The sequence below is a fragment of the Clostridium sp. 29_15 genome (assembly GCF_001916075.1).
GTDB lineage: Bacteria > Bacillota > Clostridia > Clostridiales > Clostridiaceae > Clostridium > Clostridium lentum.
In genome coordinates this window covers 103,661-120,678 of the sequence record NZ_MNRT01000043.1, presented here as the reverse complement: position 1 = coordinate 120,678, position 17,018 = coordinate 103,661, and the positions used below count along the sequence as shown (strand labels likewise).

11 protein-coding genes, 5 tRNA genes and 1 riboswitch are annotated in these 17,018 nt (G+C 30.2%); of the genes, 14 read left to right on the top strand and 2 right to left on the bottom strand.

Annotation, left to right across the window (positions count from 1 at the left end; all coding sequences use genetic code 11):
• Positions 1 to 5 precede the first annotated feature (5 nt).
• Positions 6 to 1,040, top strand: a complete 1,035-nt coding sequence (gene mreB, locus BHW04_RS11940) for a rod shape-determining protein MreB (protein ID WP_022211307.1) — start codon at positions 6 to 8, stop codon at positions 1,038 to 1,040.
• Between the two features lie 49 nt (positions 1,041 to 1,089).
• Here the strand turns inward: mreB and yyaC are convergent, their stop codons facing one another.
• The gene (yyaC, locus tag BHW04_RS11935; protein ID WP_022211306.1) at positions 1,090 to 1,605 is read right to left on the bottom strand and encodes a spore protease YyaC; all 516 of its coding nucleotides are present in this window, start codon (positions 1,603 to 1,605) and stop codon (positions 1,090 to 1,092) included.
• Positions 1,606 to 1,902: 297 nt separating this feature from the next.
• Here yyaC and BHW04_RS11930 point away from each other — a divergent pair.
• The 12 genes from BHW04_RS11930 to prfB all read left to right on the top strand — a co-directional run bounded on the left by BHW04_RS11930 (position 1,903) and on the right by prfB (position 12,854).
• Positions 1,903 to 1,987, top strand: a tRNA-Tyr gene (locus tag BHW04_RS11930).
• Between the two features lie 26 nt (positions 1,988 to 2,013).
• Positions 2,014 to 2,088, top strand: a tRNA-Thr gene (locus tag BHW04_RS11925).
• 5 nt (positions 2,089 to 2,093) lie between these two features.
• Positions 2,094 to 2,178 (top strand) — tRNA-Tyr (locus BHW04_RS11920).
• A 25-nt stretch (positions 2,179 to 2,203) separates the two neighbouring features.
• Positions 2,204 to 2,279, top strand: a tRNA-Val gene (locus tag BHW04_RS11915).
• A gap of 86 nt (positions 2,280 to 2,365) precedes the next feature.
• A tRNA-Tyr gene (locus BHW04_RS11910) sits at positions 2,366 to 2,450 on the top strand.
• A gap of 120 nt (positions 2,451 to 2,570) precedes the next feature.
• Positions 2,571 to 2,742, top strand: a riboswitch (SAM riboswitch).
• Positions 2,743 to 2,842: 100 nt separating this feature from the next.
• Positions 2,843 to 4,018, top strand: a complete 1,176-nt coding sequence (gene metK, locus BHW04_RS11905) for a methionine adenosyltransferase (RefSeq protein WP_022211854.1) — start codon at positions 2,843 to 2,845, stop codon at positions 4,016 to 4,018.
• A 103-nt stretch (positions 4,019 to 4,121) separates the two neighbouring features.
• Positions 4,122 to 6,356, top strand: a complete 2,235-nt coding sequence (gene recD2 / locus BHW04_RS11900; RefSeq protein ID WP_302699813.1) for an SF1B family DNA helicase RecD2 — start codon at positions 4,122 to 4,124, stop codon at positions 6,354 to 6,356.
• Between the two features lie 24 nt (positions 6,357 to 6,380).
• Positions 6,381 to 7,364, top strand: a complete 984-nt coding sequence (locus BHW04_RS11895; protein ID WP_302699811.1) for a hypothetical protein — start codon at positions 6,381 to 6,383, stop codon at positions 7,362 to 7,364.
• Positions 7,340 to 7,987: a ComF family protein gene (locus BHW04_RS11890; protein ID WP_302699809.1), complete on the top strand. Its 648-nt coding sequence runs from the start codon at positions 7,340 to 7,342 to the stop codon at positions 7,985 to 7,987. The genes BHW04_RS11895 and BHW04_RS11890 overlap by 25 nt, the downstream gene beginning before the upstream one ends.
• A gap of 456 nt (positions 7,988 to 8,443) precedes the next feature.
• Entirely contained in the window at positions 8,444 to 8,977 is a 534-nt protein-coding gene (hpf, locus tag BHW04_RS11885) for a ribosome hibernation-promoting factor, HPF/YfiA family (RefSeq protein WP_022211850.1), read from the top strand.
• A gap of 175 nt (positions 8,978 to 9,152) precedes the next feature.
• A complete protein-coding gene (gene secA / locus BHW04_RS11880) occupies positions 9,153 to 11,663 on the top strand; it encodes a preprotein translocase subunit SecA (protein WP_302699807.1) in 2,511 nt (836 codons plus the stop codon).
• 86 nt (positions 11,664 to 11,749) lie between these two features.
• A protein-coding gene (prfB, locus tag BHW04_RS11875; RefSeq protein ID WP_302623328.1) for a peptide chain release factor 2 occupies positions 11,750 to 12,854 on the top strand; the annotation gives its coding sequence in 2 pieces (ribosomal slippage) (positions 11,750 to 11,827 and positions 11,829 to 12,854; 1,104 coding nt in all).
• Positions 12,855 to 12,950: 96 nt separating this feature from the next.
• Here prfB and BHW04_RS11870 read toward each other — a convergent pair.
• A complete protein-coding gene (locus BHW04_RS11870) occupies positions 12,951 to 14,303 on the bottom strand; it encodes a M28 family metallopeptidase (RefSeq protein WP_302623329.1) in 1,353 nt (450 codons plus the stop codon).
• A gap of 539 nt (positions 14,304 to 14,842) precedes the next feature.
• Between BHW04_RS11870 and BHW04_RS11865 the strand changes: the two genes are divergently transcribed.
• Positions 14,843 to 17,008, top strand: coding sequence for a Tex family protein (locus tag BHW04_RS11865; protein WP_302699805.1), 2,166 nt, complete (start codon positions 14,843 to 14,845; stop codon positions 17,006 to 17,008).
• Positions 17,009 to 17,018: the final 10 nt, after the last annotated feature.

Here is a 17,018-nt window from a genome sequence, read left to right as displayed (position 1 = left end):
ATTTAATGTGGTTTTGGAGAAAAAGTGCAGACTTAGGAATTGATTTAGGTACTGCAACGGTATTGGTTTATGTGAAAGGTAAGGGTGTAATATTAAAAGAACCTTCAGTGGTTGCTATTAATAAAGTTAATAATAAGATTTTAGCAGTAGGTGAAGAAGCTCGTAATATGATAGGAAGAACACCAGGAAATATTGTAGCGGTAAGACCTTTAAAAGATGGTGTTATATCTGATTATGACATAACTGAAAAAATGCTAAAGGAATTCATAAAAAAAGCATGTGGGGGTAAGAAAATTATAGCTCCTAAAGTAATGGTATGTATACCTTCACAAGCTACAGAAGTTGAAAAGAGAGCAGTAATTGATGCTACTAAAAATTCAGGTGCTAAGGAAGTGCATTTAATAGAAGAACCATTATCTGCAGCTATTGGAGCTGGCATAGATATAACCAAGCCTGATGGTAATATGATAGTAGATATAGGTGGTGGAACTACCGATATAGCTGTTATTTCTCTAGGTGGAGTTGTAATAAGAAAATCAATTAAATCAGCTGGTGATAGATTTGATGAGGCTATAGTAAAATATGTTAGATTAAAGCATAGAATCATGATAGGTGAAAAAACTGCTGAAGATCTAAAGATTAATATAGGTTGTGCATATAAAGATGCAAGAGAAAGTTCTTATATAATGAAGGGAAGAAACCTAGTAACTGGATTGCCTGATCAAGTGGAAATTACATCTGAAGAAATAAGAGAAGCACTTGAAGAACCTGTTGGCCTAATAGTGGACGGGGTTAAATCTATATTAGAAAAAACTCCACCAGAATTAGCGTCAGATATAATTGAAAAAGGAATAATAATGACTGGCGGAGGTTCATTATTATATGGATTAGATAAACTTATCGAAGTTAACACTGGATTAAATGTAAAAATAGCTGAAAATTCAGTGGAAGCAGTAGTAGAAGGAACAGGTCAAGTTTTAAATTATATTAATAAATTACAATTTGATGATAGTGGAAATGAAATATCTTTAATTGAGTAGTACAAAAGCTAGGCTAAACCTAGCTTTTCTTTTGATATATAGTAAATATTTATTTGGAATAAGATTGGATTAATCCATTTGATATTACTTTAGCCATTTCAAATATTAAGTTTAAACGTATACTCCTGGAAGTGAAAAATTCTGAATTATCACTAGAATCTATAATTCCAATAATGGATACATCGCCAACATCAGGTAACATTTTGCCAACACCTTTTCCAGGGTGAATGGGAAAGTCACGCACATGAATTTCTCCAATGGAATTAGCATCACCTAAACAAGCATCTATACCAATAATTGTTGAATAGGGATATATTCTTTTAATTTCATAGATGCTTTTCTCAAGATTAAGTGCGTGTATAGGATCGGCTAAAGTACCATATATAGGAATAGGAAAACTATTTTCCTTAAGTAATGTGCCAACAAGAGGGCCAAGACAATCTCCAATACATTTATCGGTACCAATACAAACAATAATGGTTTGTGGTTTAATATATTTTTTTAAAAATTCAGCAATTTTCATGGAGGCTGAATTTGAATTATAATTTATTTTAAGTTTTTGCAAAAGAATCCCCCCTCTCACAATAAATATATATGAATATTTTTTACTTAATATAATTCAATAACATAAATAACTTTTTAGCATTATCTGATAATTAAAATAAAAATAGATATAGAAGTTTAGGGAGTAAAAATGAGTAAAAAAGAGAAAAATAGAATAAAAACTTCGATAAATAGCTATAAATTACTTAAATGACGAAATATGAAGTTGCAATATGTAATAAAAACATATATACTAATCATTGTCAGTTTAGCAAGTAGTTGCCGAAAGACAAAGTGTTAATAAAGAAATTTATTAAATGGGGGAGTTCCCGAGAGGCCAAAGGGGGCAGACTGTAAATCTGTTACGTTTCGTTTCGATGGTTCGAATCCGTCCTCCCCCACCATTCCACCATTTAAAAATATAATATACGCTGGCATGGCTCAACGGTAGAGCAGCTGACTTGTAATCAGCAGGTTGTAGGTTCGATTCCTATTGCCAGCTCCACAAATGGGGGAGTTCCCGAGAGGCCAAAGGGGGCAGACTGTAAATCTGTTACGTTTCGTTTCGATGGTTCGAATCCGTCCTCCCCCACCATTTATAATTTAATTTAGAATAATATGGAAGCATAGCTCAGCTGGGAGAGCATCTGCCTTACAAGCAGAGGGTCACAGGTTCGATCCCTGTTGTTTCCACCATTTAAAAATATAATATACGCTGGCATGGCTCAACGGTAGAGCAGCTGACTTGTAATCAGCAGGTTGTAGGTTCCAGCTCCACAAATGGAGGAGTTCCCGAGAGGCCAAAGGGGGCAGACTGTAAATCTGTTACGTTTCGTTTCGATGGTTCGAATCCGTCCTCCTCCACCATGACTTGACACCAATTTTGATACAATGAATATTAAAATTGGTGTTTATTTTCTTTGAAATAGATATTGACATAATTTGGGGATAATGTTATAATTGATTGAAAATTAAACATGATATTAATTCTTATCAAGAGAGGTGGAGGGAAAGGGCCCTGTGAAACCCGGCAACCTATTTAGGAGTGAAGAATGGAGAATTAAAAATGAAAAATTATAGTAATTTTACATTTTAAATTTTGTACTTTACATTTTTAGGTGTGGTGCCAATTCCTGCAAGAAATTTTGCAAGATAAGAAAAGACCTTATGAATATAGGCTCTTCTTATTGAAGAGTTTTTTTTATTGTTTTTAATTGCTTAGAATTAATATCATGCCTAGAAGAGAGGAGCTAAGCATAATGAGAAAATTATTTACATCAGAATCAGTTACAGAAGGGCATCCAGATAAGATTTGTGATCAAATATCAGATGCAGTATTAGACAACATATTAGCAAAGGATCCAAATGCAAGAGTTGCTTGTGAAACAACAGTAACTACAGGAATGGTACTAGTTATGGGGGAAATTTCAACTAACTGTTATGTTGATATTCCTAAAGTAGTTAGAGATACTATAAAAGAAATTGGATATGATAGAGCAAAATATGGATTCGACTGCGATACTTGTTCAGTATTATCATCAATAGATGAACAATCTAGTGATATAGCTATGGGAGTTGATGAAGCTCTTGAAGCGAAACAAGGAAATAAAGATGATGTTGAAGCAGTTGGTGCTGGAGATCAAGGAATGATGTTTGGTTATGCAACTAATGAAACAGAAGAATTTATGCCATTACCAATAATAACTGCCCATAAGTTAGCTAGAAGACTTACAGAAGTAAGAAAGAATGGTACATTAAGCTATTTAAGACCTGATGGAAAGACTCAAGTAACTGTTGAATATGATGGAAATAATGTTGTAAGAATAGATACAGTAGTAATATCAACACAACATGATGAAAAAGTTTCACAAGAACAAATAAGAAGAGATTTAATGGAGCATGTAATAAAGTCTGTTATTCCAGCAGAATTATTAGATGAAGAAACAAAATATTTCATTAATCCAACAGGAAGATTCGTTGTTGGTGGACCACAAGGTGATAGTGGATTAACAGGTAGAAAGATTATAGTAGATACTTATGGAGGAAGTGGAAGACACGGTGGTGGTGCTTTCTCAGGAAAAGATCCAACTAAAGTAGATAGATCAGCTGCATATGCTGCAAGGTGGGTTGCCAAGAATTTAGTAGCAGCAGGAGTTGCAGATAAAATAGAAATACAATTAGCTTATGCAATAGGTGTAGCTAAGCCAGTATCTATATCAGTAGAAACTTTTGGAACAGGTAAAATAAATGATGATGAAATTGTATCAATAGTAGAAAAGGTATTTGATTTAAGACCAGGTGCAATTATCAGAGATTTAGGATTAAGAAGACCTATCTATAAGCAAACAGCTGCTTATGGACATTTTGGAAGACATGATTTAAATCTTCCATGGGAACAATTAAATAAAGTTGGAGAAATCAAAAGATTTCTTTAATTAGTACAAGGGTGGGGTGTGTTTTTCATAATCCACCTTTTCTTGTTATTATGATATAATAATATAATTACAAGAGAGAACTTTGGAAGGGTTGGAAATATAGATGGAATCACTAGTATTAGAAGGTTCAGTGGAAGCTATTATATTTAAAAGTGAAGATACAGGATATACTGTTGCGAAGATTACAGCTAATAAAGAACTAATAACAATTGTAGGTGTAATGCCTCTACTACAAGAAGGGCAACAAATTGAAGTTAAAGGGACGTTTATTCAGCATAAGCAATTTGGAAGACAGTTTAGTATAGAAGAATATAAAGAAAAATTACCTTCATCATCAAAAGAAATAGAGAAGTATTTAAGTACAGGGATTATACATGGAATAGGACCAGTAACAGCTAAAAAAATAGTAAAGGCATTTGGTAAGGATACTTTACATATTCTTGATAATAATATTGAGAGATTAAAAGAAATTGAAGGAATTGGTGAAAAGAAATTTAACATAATATATGAGTCTTATATTGAAACAAAGGATTTAAAAGATATAATGATATTTTTTCAAAAACATGGAATTACGGTAAACCAATGCTTAAAGATATATAAAAAGTTTGGGGCAGATTCAATAAATAAAGTATCAATCAATCCATATATATTAAATGATGAAATATCAGGTATTGGATTTTTGACAGCTGATAAAATTGCTAAGGAATTTGGTGTTGAAGATACATCTTCCTTTAGAATACAAAGTGGTATAAGATATGTTTTAAATAACTTTTCTGCCATGGGAAATACATATATGCCAAAGGATAAGCTAATTCAAGAATGTCAGAAGGTATTGGCTGTAAGTAAAGAAATTATTGAAGAAAATATATATAACTGCGTCCTTGAAGAAAAGTTGAAGATTGAAAAAATTAAAGATATAGAAGCTGTATATTCTCTACCATATTATTATTGTGAATTGGGAGTAACGAATAAAATAATAACTTTATGTATAGAAAATTTCCAGACCATAAATACTGATGTAGAATTTGAAGTTAGTACATTTGAAAAGAAAAATAACATTAAATTTGCTCCATCACAAAAGAAAGCCATACTGGGAGCTTTTGAAAATGGTATAGAAATAATAACAGGTGGACCTGGAACAGGTAAAACCACTATAATAAAATGTATAATTGAAATATATGAAAATAGTGGTATGAAGGTTCTTTTAGCAGCACCTACAGGAAGAGCTGCTAAAAGAATGAGTGAGTCTACAGAAAGAGAAGCAAAAACAATTCATAGGCTTTTAGAGATGGGAGTAAGTTATGAGGAAAACTCTTTTTTTTGTAAAGGGGAAAGTGAGCCTTTAGAAGCAGATGTGATTATTATAGATGAAGCATCGATGATAGATATAATGCTGATGAATAGTCTTTTAAAAGCTATAAAGTTAGGAACAAGGGTAATAATAGTGGGGGATGTGGATCAGTTGCCATCTGTAGGACCAGGAAATGTTCTTAGGGATTTAATCAACAGTAAGTTTATCAATGTTGTAAGATTAAAGGAAATATTTAGGCAAGGAAAAGAAAGTATGATAATAGTCAATGCCCATAAGATTAATAATGGAGAAATGCCCTATTTAAATAAAAAAGGAGGTGATTTTTTCTTTGATGCTAGAGATGAAGTTGAAAATATTTTAAGTACTGTCCTTGATTTAGTAAATAGAAGGCTTCCATCATTTAATACAAAGTGGAGCAAAATTTGGGATATACAAGTTTTATCTCCTACAAGAAAAGGTATTTTAGGTGTTGATAATTTGAATAATGAAATACAAGCAATATTAAATCCAAGTTGCAAAGATAAGAAGGAAAAGCAGGTAAGAGATATAGTTTTCAGAGAAGGCGACAAGGTTATGCAAATAAAGAATAATTACTCTCTTGAATGGCATAGAATTGGTGGAGATGGTGAAAATAAAGGTGTAGGTGTTTTCAATGGAGATATGGGATATATTGAAACCATAGATGAAGAAAGAAAGGTTTTAAGTGTAGTCTTTGATGATGAAAGAAGAGTTGTATATGAATTTATGTTTTTAGATGAATTAGAATTAGCATATGCAATTACTATACATAAGAGCCAAGGAAGTGAATTTAAAGTTGTAGTTATGCCAACATTTATGGGGTCAGCATTTTTGATGAATAGGAATATACTGTATACTGGTATAACAAGAGCAAAAGAGTTAGTGGTTGTTGTTGGAAATCAAAAATCTCTTCAATATATGGTTAATAATACTAATAATATGAAGAGATATTCTTCATTGAAAGAAAGAATAATGGATATAACGATAGATAAGAATATGATTGAGTAGGTTAGAAAAAGAGGTATTTGATAAGTGAATTATAAAGAGTTGAGTTATGCTTTTAAAAATATAATATCTTGGTATAAAAAAAAGACCAAGGTATTAAATATAAAAAGCAGACCGTATAATACAGGTTTTGTTTTTTTTGATTTAATAAGTAGGTTGATAAATGATAATAAAAAGGTATTATATGTTTTTAGTATGGGTTCTGATGAGATAAAGAGTAAGAGTCATGATGAACTGTATATGAAAAGCATTCAAAAGATTATGCCTGGTGATATAGAAAATGGTATAACATTTATTTCAATAGATGAAATAGAGAATATAGGAGAGGAATATAGCCTTATTATATTTGATGATATAACTATGTTTTCTAAATCAACAATAAAAGATATAAGAGATGCTATTGAAAAGGTATATTGGAAGGTTAATAAGATAATTATTTATAGTTGTGAAAGAGTGTTTCCTATTGGTGAAAATATGGATTTGGTTTATTTATTAAATCCTATGCCAATGATAGAACCAAGATTTCTAAATACTAGGATAAAATTAGAAGATGATATTCCACTGGCGGTATATGAATATGTGAAATGGTTTAGCTATAATAATAAAAATGTAATTATTATGGTTCCTGACGAAGAAAAACTAAGTAAGGTATATTATACCTATAAGAATAATTTAAAAGATAATAATGCAAAAGTTGTTAAGTATGAAAAAGGTGATGATTTTAAAAATATAGAAAATATTGTTAAAAATGAGCCTGCTTTTATAGTAACAAACAGCATGGGAGATTATATAAATAGCATTGAAGATGTAAATATATTAATATTATTTGGTGATGATGCAAGTTATACTTATAAACAAATTGTGTATTTATGTGGATGTATATATGTAAAAAGTGATATATTACCAGAAGTTCTTTTGGTTTCAAGAGAAACCTCTGTAGAGATGGATAAGTCTAGGAATATAATAAGAGAATTTAATAAAAAATTATGGGAAAAGAATTTATTAAGATAATAAATATTGTAATAGAAGCACTTTTAGATATTATTTACCCATATGATAATAAATGCATAATTTGTGGAATCGAAGGATTTAGAGGAATATGTAGCAGGTGCAAAAGTGATATAAAGAGAGTTCAAGAGCAAGAAGAAATAATAGCTTATGGATATTATGGAGGAGTACTTAAAAAACTTATTCTAAATTTAAAATATCATAAGAGCTTTATAGCAGGTGAGGTTTTAGCTGATTTTCTATGCCAGATAATTAGGGAAAAACATTTAAGTATAGATTACATATGTTATGTACCCATAAGTAAGAAATCATTAAAAAAAAGAGGATTTAATCAATGTAGGGTGCTAGCAAAAAATATGAGTATAGCTTTAGACATACCTATTATTGATTGTTTAGTAAAGGTAAAAGAAACAAAAGAACAAAAGCTTTTAGGGAAAGAAGAAAGAGCAAAAAACATATTAAATGCTTTTACAATAAAAAATAAAGAAAAGCTTTTTAGAAAAAATATTTTATTAATTGATGATGTTTATACCACTGGTGCTACTATAAATGAATGTAAAAAAAGTATCGAAAAATGCAATATAAATAAAATTTATCTATTGACAATTGCAAAAAGCAATATATAATAGTAGTATAAAGCTAGGTCTGTGGATGAAAGTCGATGCCAGTCGCAGGCGAAACGATCCACGTAAGTTAGACAAAGAGCTAATGAGCATGGTGCGGTATAGATGTTAGTCCTACCAACAGAGATGTTGAGAGTGTTAGTAGTGAGAGGTTAATTCCGGGTAGCAAAAGCTCCAGTAGGCGAGTGTGGGGGCAAAAGCCAGGTCAGCTAGCTTTATAAAAAAACACTAATTTAATTTAAATTAGTGTTTTTTTATTTTTTACTTAAAGTAGATAATATTTTGAAAATTAATGTAAAAGTCATTAAAAGGATGTTGAAAAAAGAGTTTTAATTTTCTGAAAATTTAACATATGTTTATTGTAAGTCAAAGGGAATGGTGGTAAAATATAAATATGAAAGGTAATTAATATTAATATTTATATTAATATTTTGAGTAAAAACGAGAGGGGTTGACTTTATGAAAGTAACAGTAATAGGTAAAAATATTAATGTAACACCAGCATTAAAAGAGATGGTTGAAAAGAAGATATCTAAATTAGATAGATATTTTAGTCCAGATATAGAAGCAAGAGCCACACTTACAGTGCAAAAAAACAATCAAATTTTTGAGGTTACTATACCTTTTAATGGAGTTATCCTAAGATGTGAAGAAACTACTGAAGATATGTACAAATCAATAGATTTAGTAGAAGCAAAATTAGAAAGACAAATAAGAAAGCAAAGGACTAAGTTACAAAGAAGAAATAATGATTCTTTAAGATTTACTAATTTTGAGCCTTTAACAGTAGAAGAAAATGAAGAAAAAGATGGAGAAATAGTTAAAGTAAAGAGATTTAATATAAAGCCAATGAGTCCAGAGGAAGCAATGCTACAGATGGAGTTAATTGAACATAACTTTTTTGTATACAGAGATGCTGATTCAAATAATGTAAATGTAATATATAAGAGAAAAGATGGAAATTATGGACTTTTAGAACCAGATTATAAATAATATTATAGAAAAAGTCACCTATTTTAGAAGATAGGTGGCTTTTATTTTTGGAGAAAGCATATAGATTGAAAGACAGTAGTTTTATAGTTGAATTATAAATATGCTAAATGTTATAATCTATAGAAAGAATATTAAAGAAAAAATCATTTGATATAGATGACGAAAGGATATACTTATGGGATTTATAGAAAAACTATTTGGGACTTATAGCGAGAGAGAAGTTAAAAGACTTGGATCTGTAGTAGATAAAATACAATCATTAGATGAATCAATGCAAAAGTTAAGTGACGATGAGTTAAGAAATAAAACTACGGAATTTAAAGATAGATTATCAAAAGGTGAAACTTTAGATGATATATTACCAGAAGCATTTGCAGTTTGTAGAGAAGCTTCATGGAGAGTTTTAGGAATAAAGCATTTTAGAGTTCAACTTATTGGAGGAATGGTAGTTCATCAAGGAAGAATAGCTGAAATGAGAACAGGGGAAGGTAAAACTTTTGTTGCATCTCTTCCAGCATATTTAAATGCTTTAGCAGGAAAAGGTGTTCATGTAATCACAGTAAATGATTATTTAGCAAAAACTCAATCAGAATTAGTTGGAAAACTATATGGATTTTTAGGTTTAACAACAGGATGTATAATTCATGGACTTACACCAGCTCAAAGAAGAGAAGCTTATAACTGTGATATAACATACGGAACAAATAATGAATTTGGATTTGATTATCTAAGAGATAATATGGTTATATATAAAGAAGAAAGAGTTCAAAGAGAACTTAATTTTGCAATAGTAGATGAGGTTGATTCAATTTTAATAGATGAATCAAGAACTCCTCTTATAATATCAGGAATGGGAGATAAATCTACCAAGTTTTATAATGTAGCAGACAATTTTGTTAAAAGTTTAATAGCAGATCAAGATTTCAATATTGATGAAAAAGCAAGTGCTGTTTTATTAACAGATAGTGGTATGGAAAAAGCAGAAAAATATTTTGGTATTGAAAATTATGCAGAAGCAGAACACTTAGAACTTCAACATTATGTAACTCAAGCATTAAAGGCAAATTATACAATGAGATTAGACAAAGATTATATTGTTAAAGATAATCAAGTAGTTATTATAGATGAATTTACTGGAAGACTTATGGAAGGTAGAAGATATTCAGATGGGCTTCATCAAGCAATTGAAGCTAAAGAAGGAGTTAAGATTCAAAGAGAATCAAAAACTCTTGCAACAATTACTTTCCAAAACTACTTTAGAATGTATAATAAGCTTTCAGGTATGACAGGTACAGCTTTAACAGAAGAAAATGAATTTAGAGAAATTTATGGATTAGATGTTATAGTAATTCCAACAAATAAACCTATAGCAAGAATAGATAGACATGATATGATTTATAAAAATGCAAAAGGAAAATATAATGCAATAGTTGAAGAAGTTATAGAGGCTCATAGTAAAAATCAACCAGTATTAGTAGGTACAGCTAGTGTAGATAAGTCAGAATATATTTCATCTTTATTAAAGAAGAGGGGAATAAAACATCAAGTTCTTAATGCTAAATATCATGAACAGGAAGCTGAAATTATTTCTCATGCTGGAGAATTAGGTATGGTTACTATAGCAACAAATATGGCTGGTAGAGGTACTGATATTAAGCTTGGAGAAGGTGTACTAGAAGTTGGTGGATTAAAAGTAATTGGTACTGAAAGACATGAATCAAGAAGAATTGACAATCAATTAAGAGGTAGAGCAGGACGTCAAGGAGATGTTGGTGAATCAGTATTCTATATTTCATTGGAAGATGATTTAATGAGAATATTTGGTTCAGAAAAAATTCAAGGTGTTATAGATAAATTAGGATTACAGGAAGATGAAGCTATAGAAAGTAAAATGGTTACTAAGGCTATCGAAAATGCTCAAAAGAAGGTTGAAGGAAATAATTTTGACATAAGAAAGAATTTATTAGGTTATGATGATGTAATGAATTTACAAAGAGAAGTTATTTACAAGCAAAGAGCTGAAGTTCTTGATGGAAAGAACTTAAAAGAGCAAATTGAAGGAATGATAGAGGAAGTAATAACATCTTCAGTTAACAGTCATTTAGTTGGTGAACATATAGATATTGAAGATGATATAAAAGAGTTATTAAAATATCTTGAAGATATATGTTTCCCACATGGAACATTTACTGTAGATGAGTTAGCAGATTTATCTAATGAAGAAATAATAAGTATATTAGTAGAAAAAGCAAGAAGTATCTATAGTGAAAGAGAAGAAGAGTTTGGTCAAGAGCAAATGAGAGAAATTGAAAGAGTAATTCTTTTAAGAGTTGTTGATCAAAAATGGATGGCACATATAGATAATATGGATCATTTAAAACAAGGAATGGGATTAAGAGCATACAAGCAACAAGATCCTATTCAAGCATACCAAATGGAAGGTAGTGCAATGTTTGATGAAATGATACAAGGAATTAAGATGGAAACTGTTAAATTACTATATCATGTAAGAGCAGAAAGACCAGTTGAAAGAGAAAAGGTTGCAGAAGAAACTGGTGCAAGTCATGGAAATGATAAGTCAGTGAAAAATGAGCCAGTAAAAAGTGAAAATAGAGTTGGCAGAAATGATATGTGTCCATGTGGAAGCGGAAAGAAATATAAAAACTGCTGTGGTAGAGAAGCATAATTAGAAATATAAAACTATTGGTGGAAAGTGTCTTATTTTAATTAGGCATTTTTCACCTTGCTTATTTAAGGTAAGGAAGTGATACAATGTTATTAAAGTTAGAACAAGAAGTTTCTAAACTAACAGGTTTAAAAAATATATTAAAGGAAATGGGGGCTTCACTTTGACAAAGGAGGCTTAGAAAAAAGGTTTCAAGAATTAGAGCTTCAAATGCAAGAAAATGGATTTTGGGATGATGTTAAAAGAGCAGAAGAAGTTACTAAAGAATGTAAGATAATAAAAGATAAAATAGAAAGATATGAAAACTTAGTAAGTAGAATTGATGATATAGAAGTATTGGCTGAATTAGCAGAAGAGGATGAAGATACTATAAATGAAGTTATAAAAGAAATAAGATCAATTGAAAAAGAAGTTGAAAATTATCGTGTAGAGCTTCTTTTATCAGGTGAATATGATAGAAATAATGCCATCTTAAACTTACATGCAGGTGTTGGTGGCTCAGATGCTAATGATTGGACTGAAATGCTTCTTAGAATGTATACAAGATGGTGTGATAAGAAGGGATATAAAGTTGAAACTTTAGATCTTTTAGAAGGTGATGAAGCTGGTATTAAAAGTGTAACTTTAAAAGTAAAAGGTGAATTTGCTTATGGTTATTTAAAGGCTGAAAAAGGAGTCCATAGATTGGTAAGAATTTCACCATTTAATGCCAATGGAAAAAGGCAGACTTCTTTTGCTTCAGTAGAAGTTCTTCCAGAATTAACTAAGGATCAAGATATTGATATAAGACCAGAGGATTTAAAGATAGATACCTATAGAGCCAGTGGAGCAGGTGGTCAGCACGTTAATAAGACGGAATCAGCTATTAGAATAACTCACTTACCAACAGGTATTGTGGTGCAATGTCAAAATGAGAGAAGTCAATTTGCAAATAAAGATACTGCAATGGCAATGCTTAAGTCAAAGCTTATTGAATTAAAAGAAAGAGCTCATAAAGAAAAAATCGAAGATTTAACAGGTGAGCTTAAAGACATGGGATGGGGAAGTCAGATAAGATCATATGTATTCCATCCATACAATATGGTGAAGGATCACAGAACAAATGAAGAAACATCTAATTTAAATGCTGTAATGAATGGAGAAATCGACCAATTTATCATAAGCTACTTAAAGCAGGAAGCACAAAAATAAAAAGTATAATGGGATTTTTTAATTCCATTATACTTCACTTGTGACGACTTAATTAGGTGCATTAGCGTAGGGATATGCACTGATTAACTCAAGAAATCAAGAAGATTTCTTGAAAGGTTTTGTATTTAGTATGCCAATGATAATAAGTGCTAAAAGTATAATTAATAATAAATTAATAGATTTTCTACTATATATAAAGGTTGTTACAGTACTGTAGCAATCTTTTTTAATTTCTTTATTAACTACTTTATATACTGTATTTATGGCATCAGTATCAATATAGTCTACAGTATCAGTTGGTGTATGAATATGTGACGTATCACTATGGCAAATGGTTAATGCATCAATGCCTAATTCATTAAAGCTTGCATGATCGCTAGAATTTTCGTATTCCACTAGATATTCTATAGAGTCATTTGAACAGATATTAGAAAGTGAATTTAAGATGTTAGAAGAATTACCTTTGAAGGCTACTCCTTGAATAAAGGTAATGGGACAATCTTTTGCACCTATCATGTCAAAATTAATAACTTTTGAATTTTTAATATCAAAGTAATTGTTCTCAGCAAAAAAGTTAGACCCTTTAAGTCCAAGTTCTTCAGCATTTAAAGCAACAAAAATTATGGAGCGTTTAGGTTTGCCAAAGGTGGATAAGGTATTGGCAAGTTCCAATAAAAATGAAGTACCAGAAGCATTGTCTAAAGCACCGTAATAAATATTATTTTGTGAATCACTACCGAGATGATCAAAGTGTGCAGTAAGGATTAATGGTGCTAGTGATTGATCTGAACCTTCAATAATTCCTTGAATGTTAACTAACTTTTTGTCTGCATTTTTAAAAGGAATATAAGTAGTTAAGGTTTTACCATTCTTTAAGGCATCAATTATTTTATTATAGCCTTTAGAAGATAGAGCAATTACTAAATCAAAACGTAGTTCACACATAAAAGAACTTCTAAATGATAAATCATCATTTTGACTTAGATAAAATAATAGAGTTCCTTCATCATTAGATACCTCAATAGAGGTAGAAAAAATATTTATCTTATCTTTATTAGAAAAAGTAAAGGAATTAGCATTGAAATTAATCATATCCTCCTTATAGTCTTCGCCATATTTTAAATATTCACTTCCATTATCATCAAAAATTTTAAAATAAACTGTTTCATCAGTTTTTACTGGGCAAGTTGTAATAAATTCTTCAATATAAGTATTCTTATAGGGGCTTAATTTTAAATCTTTAAATTTATTTTTTATTATTTCCCCAGCTAAAAGATTTTCATCACTACCAGAACGTCTTCCTTCAAAGGATGAGGAAGATAGATATTTTATATTTTTCACAACATTTTCGGCATTGAAATTATATATGTGATCATTTAAGGCAATACATGTGAACAAGCAAAGAATAGTAATCAATAAGGTTGAAAAATAAAAGATCTTTTTTTTCATAAAAAAATACCTCAGCTAATAATATATACTTAATATTATTAATTGAGGCAGTGTAATATGAATACCATAATAAATATTTATTATTTTGAATATACAATTTCTAAAAAACTATGAACTAAGGAAAATAAAAGACAGAGAAAAACAAAAAAGTTTATTTTACCATTTATAACAGTAATAATGCCGCCGACAATAGCCAAAAGTATAATTATTATGCCAAGAAATTTATTAAATCCTGATCCTTCTAAGGCTTCCTTAATGGAAGTTAACAATATTATGATTAAGGAAAGGTATATAAATATATTTCTTAAAGTAACATTGAATTCAATAACATAGTATCTGTTTAAAATTAAAATAACAAGTAAAAGAATAAGCATTACATTAATAAATTTATTAAAGATAGAACGCAAAGAATCACCTCTTGATGGTAAAAAATTACAATTTAATTATAAATCCAATATAACTTAATATCAATACTGTAAAAATAAAATAAAAATATTATAATAGAGGTATTGGGAAAAATATTTTTACAGGAGAGAACAATGGTAAATATTGAAAAAAGATTAGAAAAAGAATTAGGAATAAAATTAGTACAGGTACAAAATGTAATTAAATTATTAGATGAAGGAAATACAGTACCTTTTATAGCTAGATATAGAAAAGAGCAGACAGGTGCTTTAAGTGATGATATATTAAGAAAGTTTTTTGAAAGACTGACATACTTAAGAAATTTAAAGGATAGGAAGGAGGATGTATTAAGATTAATTGATGAACAAGGGAAACTTACTGAGGAAATAGTTAAAGCATTAGAAAAGGCTGATTCCCTTACTGAAGTAGAAGATATATATAGACCTTTTAAACCTAAAAAGAGAACAAGAGCAACCATTGCTTTAGAAAAAGGATTAAAGCCATTGGCTGATATTATTTTGGCAGGTAATTTTAATGGCACAGTTGAAAAGCAAGCAGAAGCATTTATTAATGAAGAAAAGGCTGTAAACAGTATTGAAGATGCTATAGCTGGAGCATTAGATATAATAGCCGAAGGAATATCTGATGATGCAGCCCTTAGAAAGTATATTAGAAATATAGTCTTTAAAGAAGGTAAAATTGAAACTAAAGGTTCAAGTGAAGAAAGTACTCCTTATGAAATGTATTATGATTATAGTGAGGAGGTATTTAAGATACCTTCTCATAGAATATTAGCAATCAACAGAGGTGAAAAAGAAAAGATATTATCTGTAAAGATTTCTGTTAATGATGAGAAGATAATAAGCTATATAGAAAGTAAGATACTTAAAGAGAATTCTATAACGGCTGAATATTTAAAAGTAGCCATCAAAGATTCTTATAAGAGGTTGATATTCCCATCAATTGAGAGGGAAATTAGAAATGAGCTTACTGATAAAGGTGAAGAGGGAGCAATATTAATATTCAAGGAAAACTTAAAAGCACTTCTTATGCAACCACCTATAAAAGGTAAAGTAGTTATGGGATATGACCCAGGCTTTAGAACTGGATGTAAAGTGGCTGTATTAGATGCAACAGGAAGATTCTTGGATAAGGCAACAGTATATCCTACAGTTCCTAAAAGAGATATAGAAGGAACTAAGGAAATATTAAAAGAAATGATTAAGAAATATAACGTAGATGTAATTTCTTTAGGAAATGGTACTGCTTCAAGAGAATCAGAAGAAGTAATTGCTGAAATAATAAGTGAAATAAAGAATGAAACAGATAAGGGACTAGCATATGTAATAGTATCAGAAGCAGGAGCTTCAGTATACTCTGCTTCAGAGTTAGCAGCTAAAGAATATCCAGATTTAGATGTTACCATAAGAGGAGCTATTTCTATAGGAAGAAGATTGCAAGATCCAATGGCAGAACTAGTAAAGATAGAGCCCAAGGCCATTGGTGTAGGTCAATATCAACATGATGTAACTCCTAAAAAATTAGATGAATCATTAAGTGGAGTAGTTGAAGATTCAGTAAATAAGGTTGGAGTAGATTTAAATACAGCAACACCTTCATTGCTAACTTATGTTGCAGGAATAAACACATCCATTGCTAATAATATAGTAGCGTATAGAGATGAAGTAGGTGGGTTTAGCAGCAGAAAAGAACTACTAAAAGTTAAGAGATTAGGTCAAAAAGCATATGAGCAATGTGCTGGTTTCTTAAGAGTTATGGAAAGTAAAGAGCCTCTTGATAATACTTCTGTTCATCCAGAATCTTATAGTATAGCTAAAAAGCTTATGGAGATATTAGGATACTCTAAAGAAGATTTATCTGATAGAAAATTAAATGATATTGAAGAAAGAGTTATGACTAAAGGATTGAAGAACTTAGCACAGGAATTAGAAGTAGGAGAACTTACACTTAAGGATATTATTAAAGAGCTGCAAAAACCAGGAAGAGATCCAAGAGAAGATATGCCAAAGCCTATTTTAAAAACAGGTGTCATAGATTTAAAAGACTTAACTCCAGGAATGGTATTAATGGGAACTGTAAGAAATGTATCTGATTTTGGAGCATTTGTTGATATAGGAGTACATCAAGATGGATTGGTGCATAAGAGCCAAATGGCTAATAAATTCGTCAAGCATCCTCTTGATATTGTGAAAGTTGGCGATGTTGTAAAAGTTGCAATTATGGAAGTTGATAGCAAGAGAAAGAGAATTGCACTTACTATGAAAGATATAAAGGAATAACGAAATTATT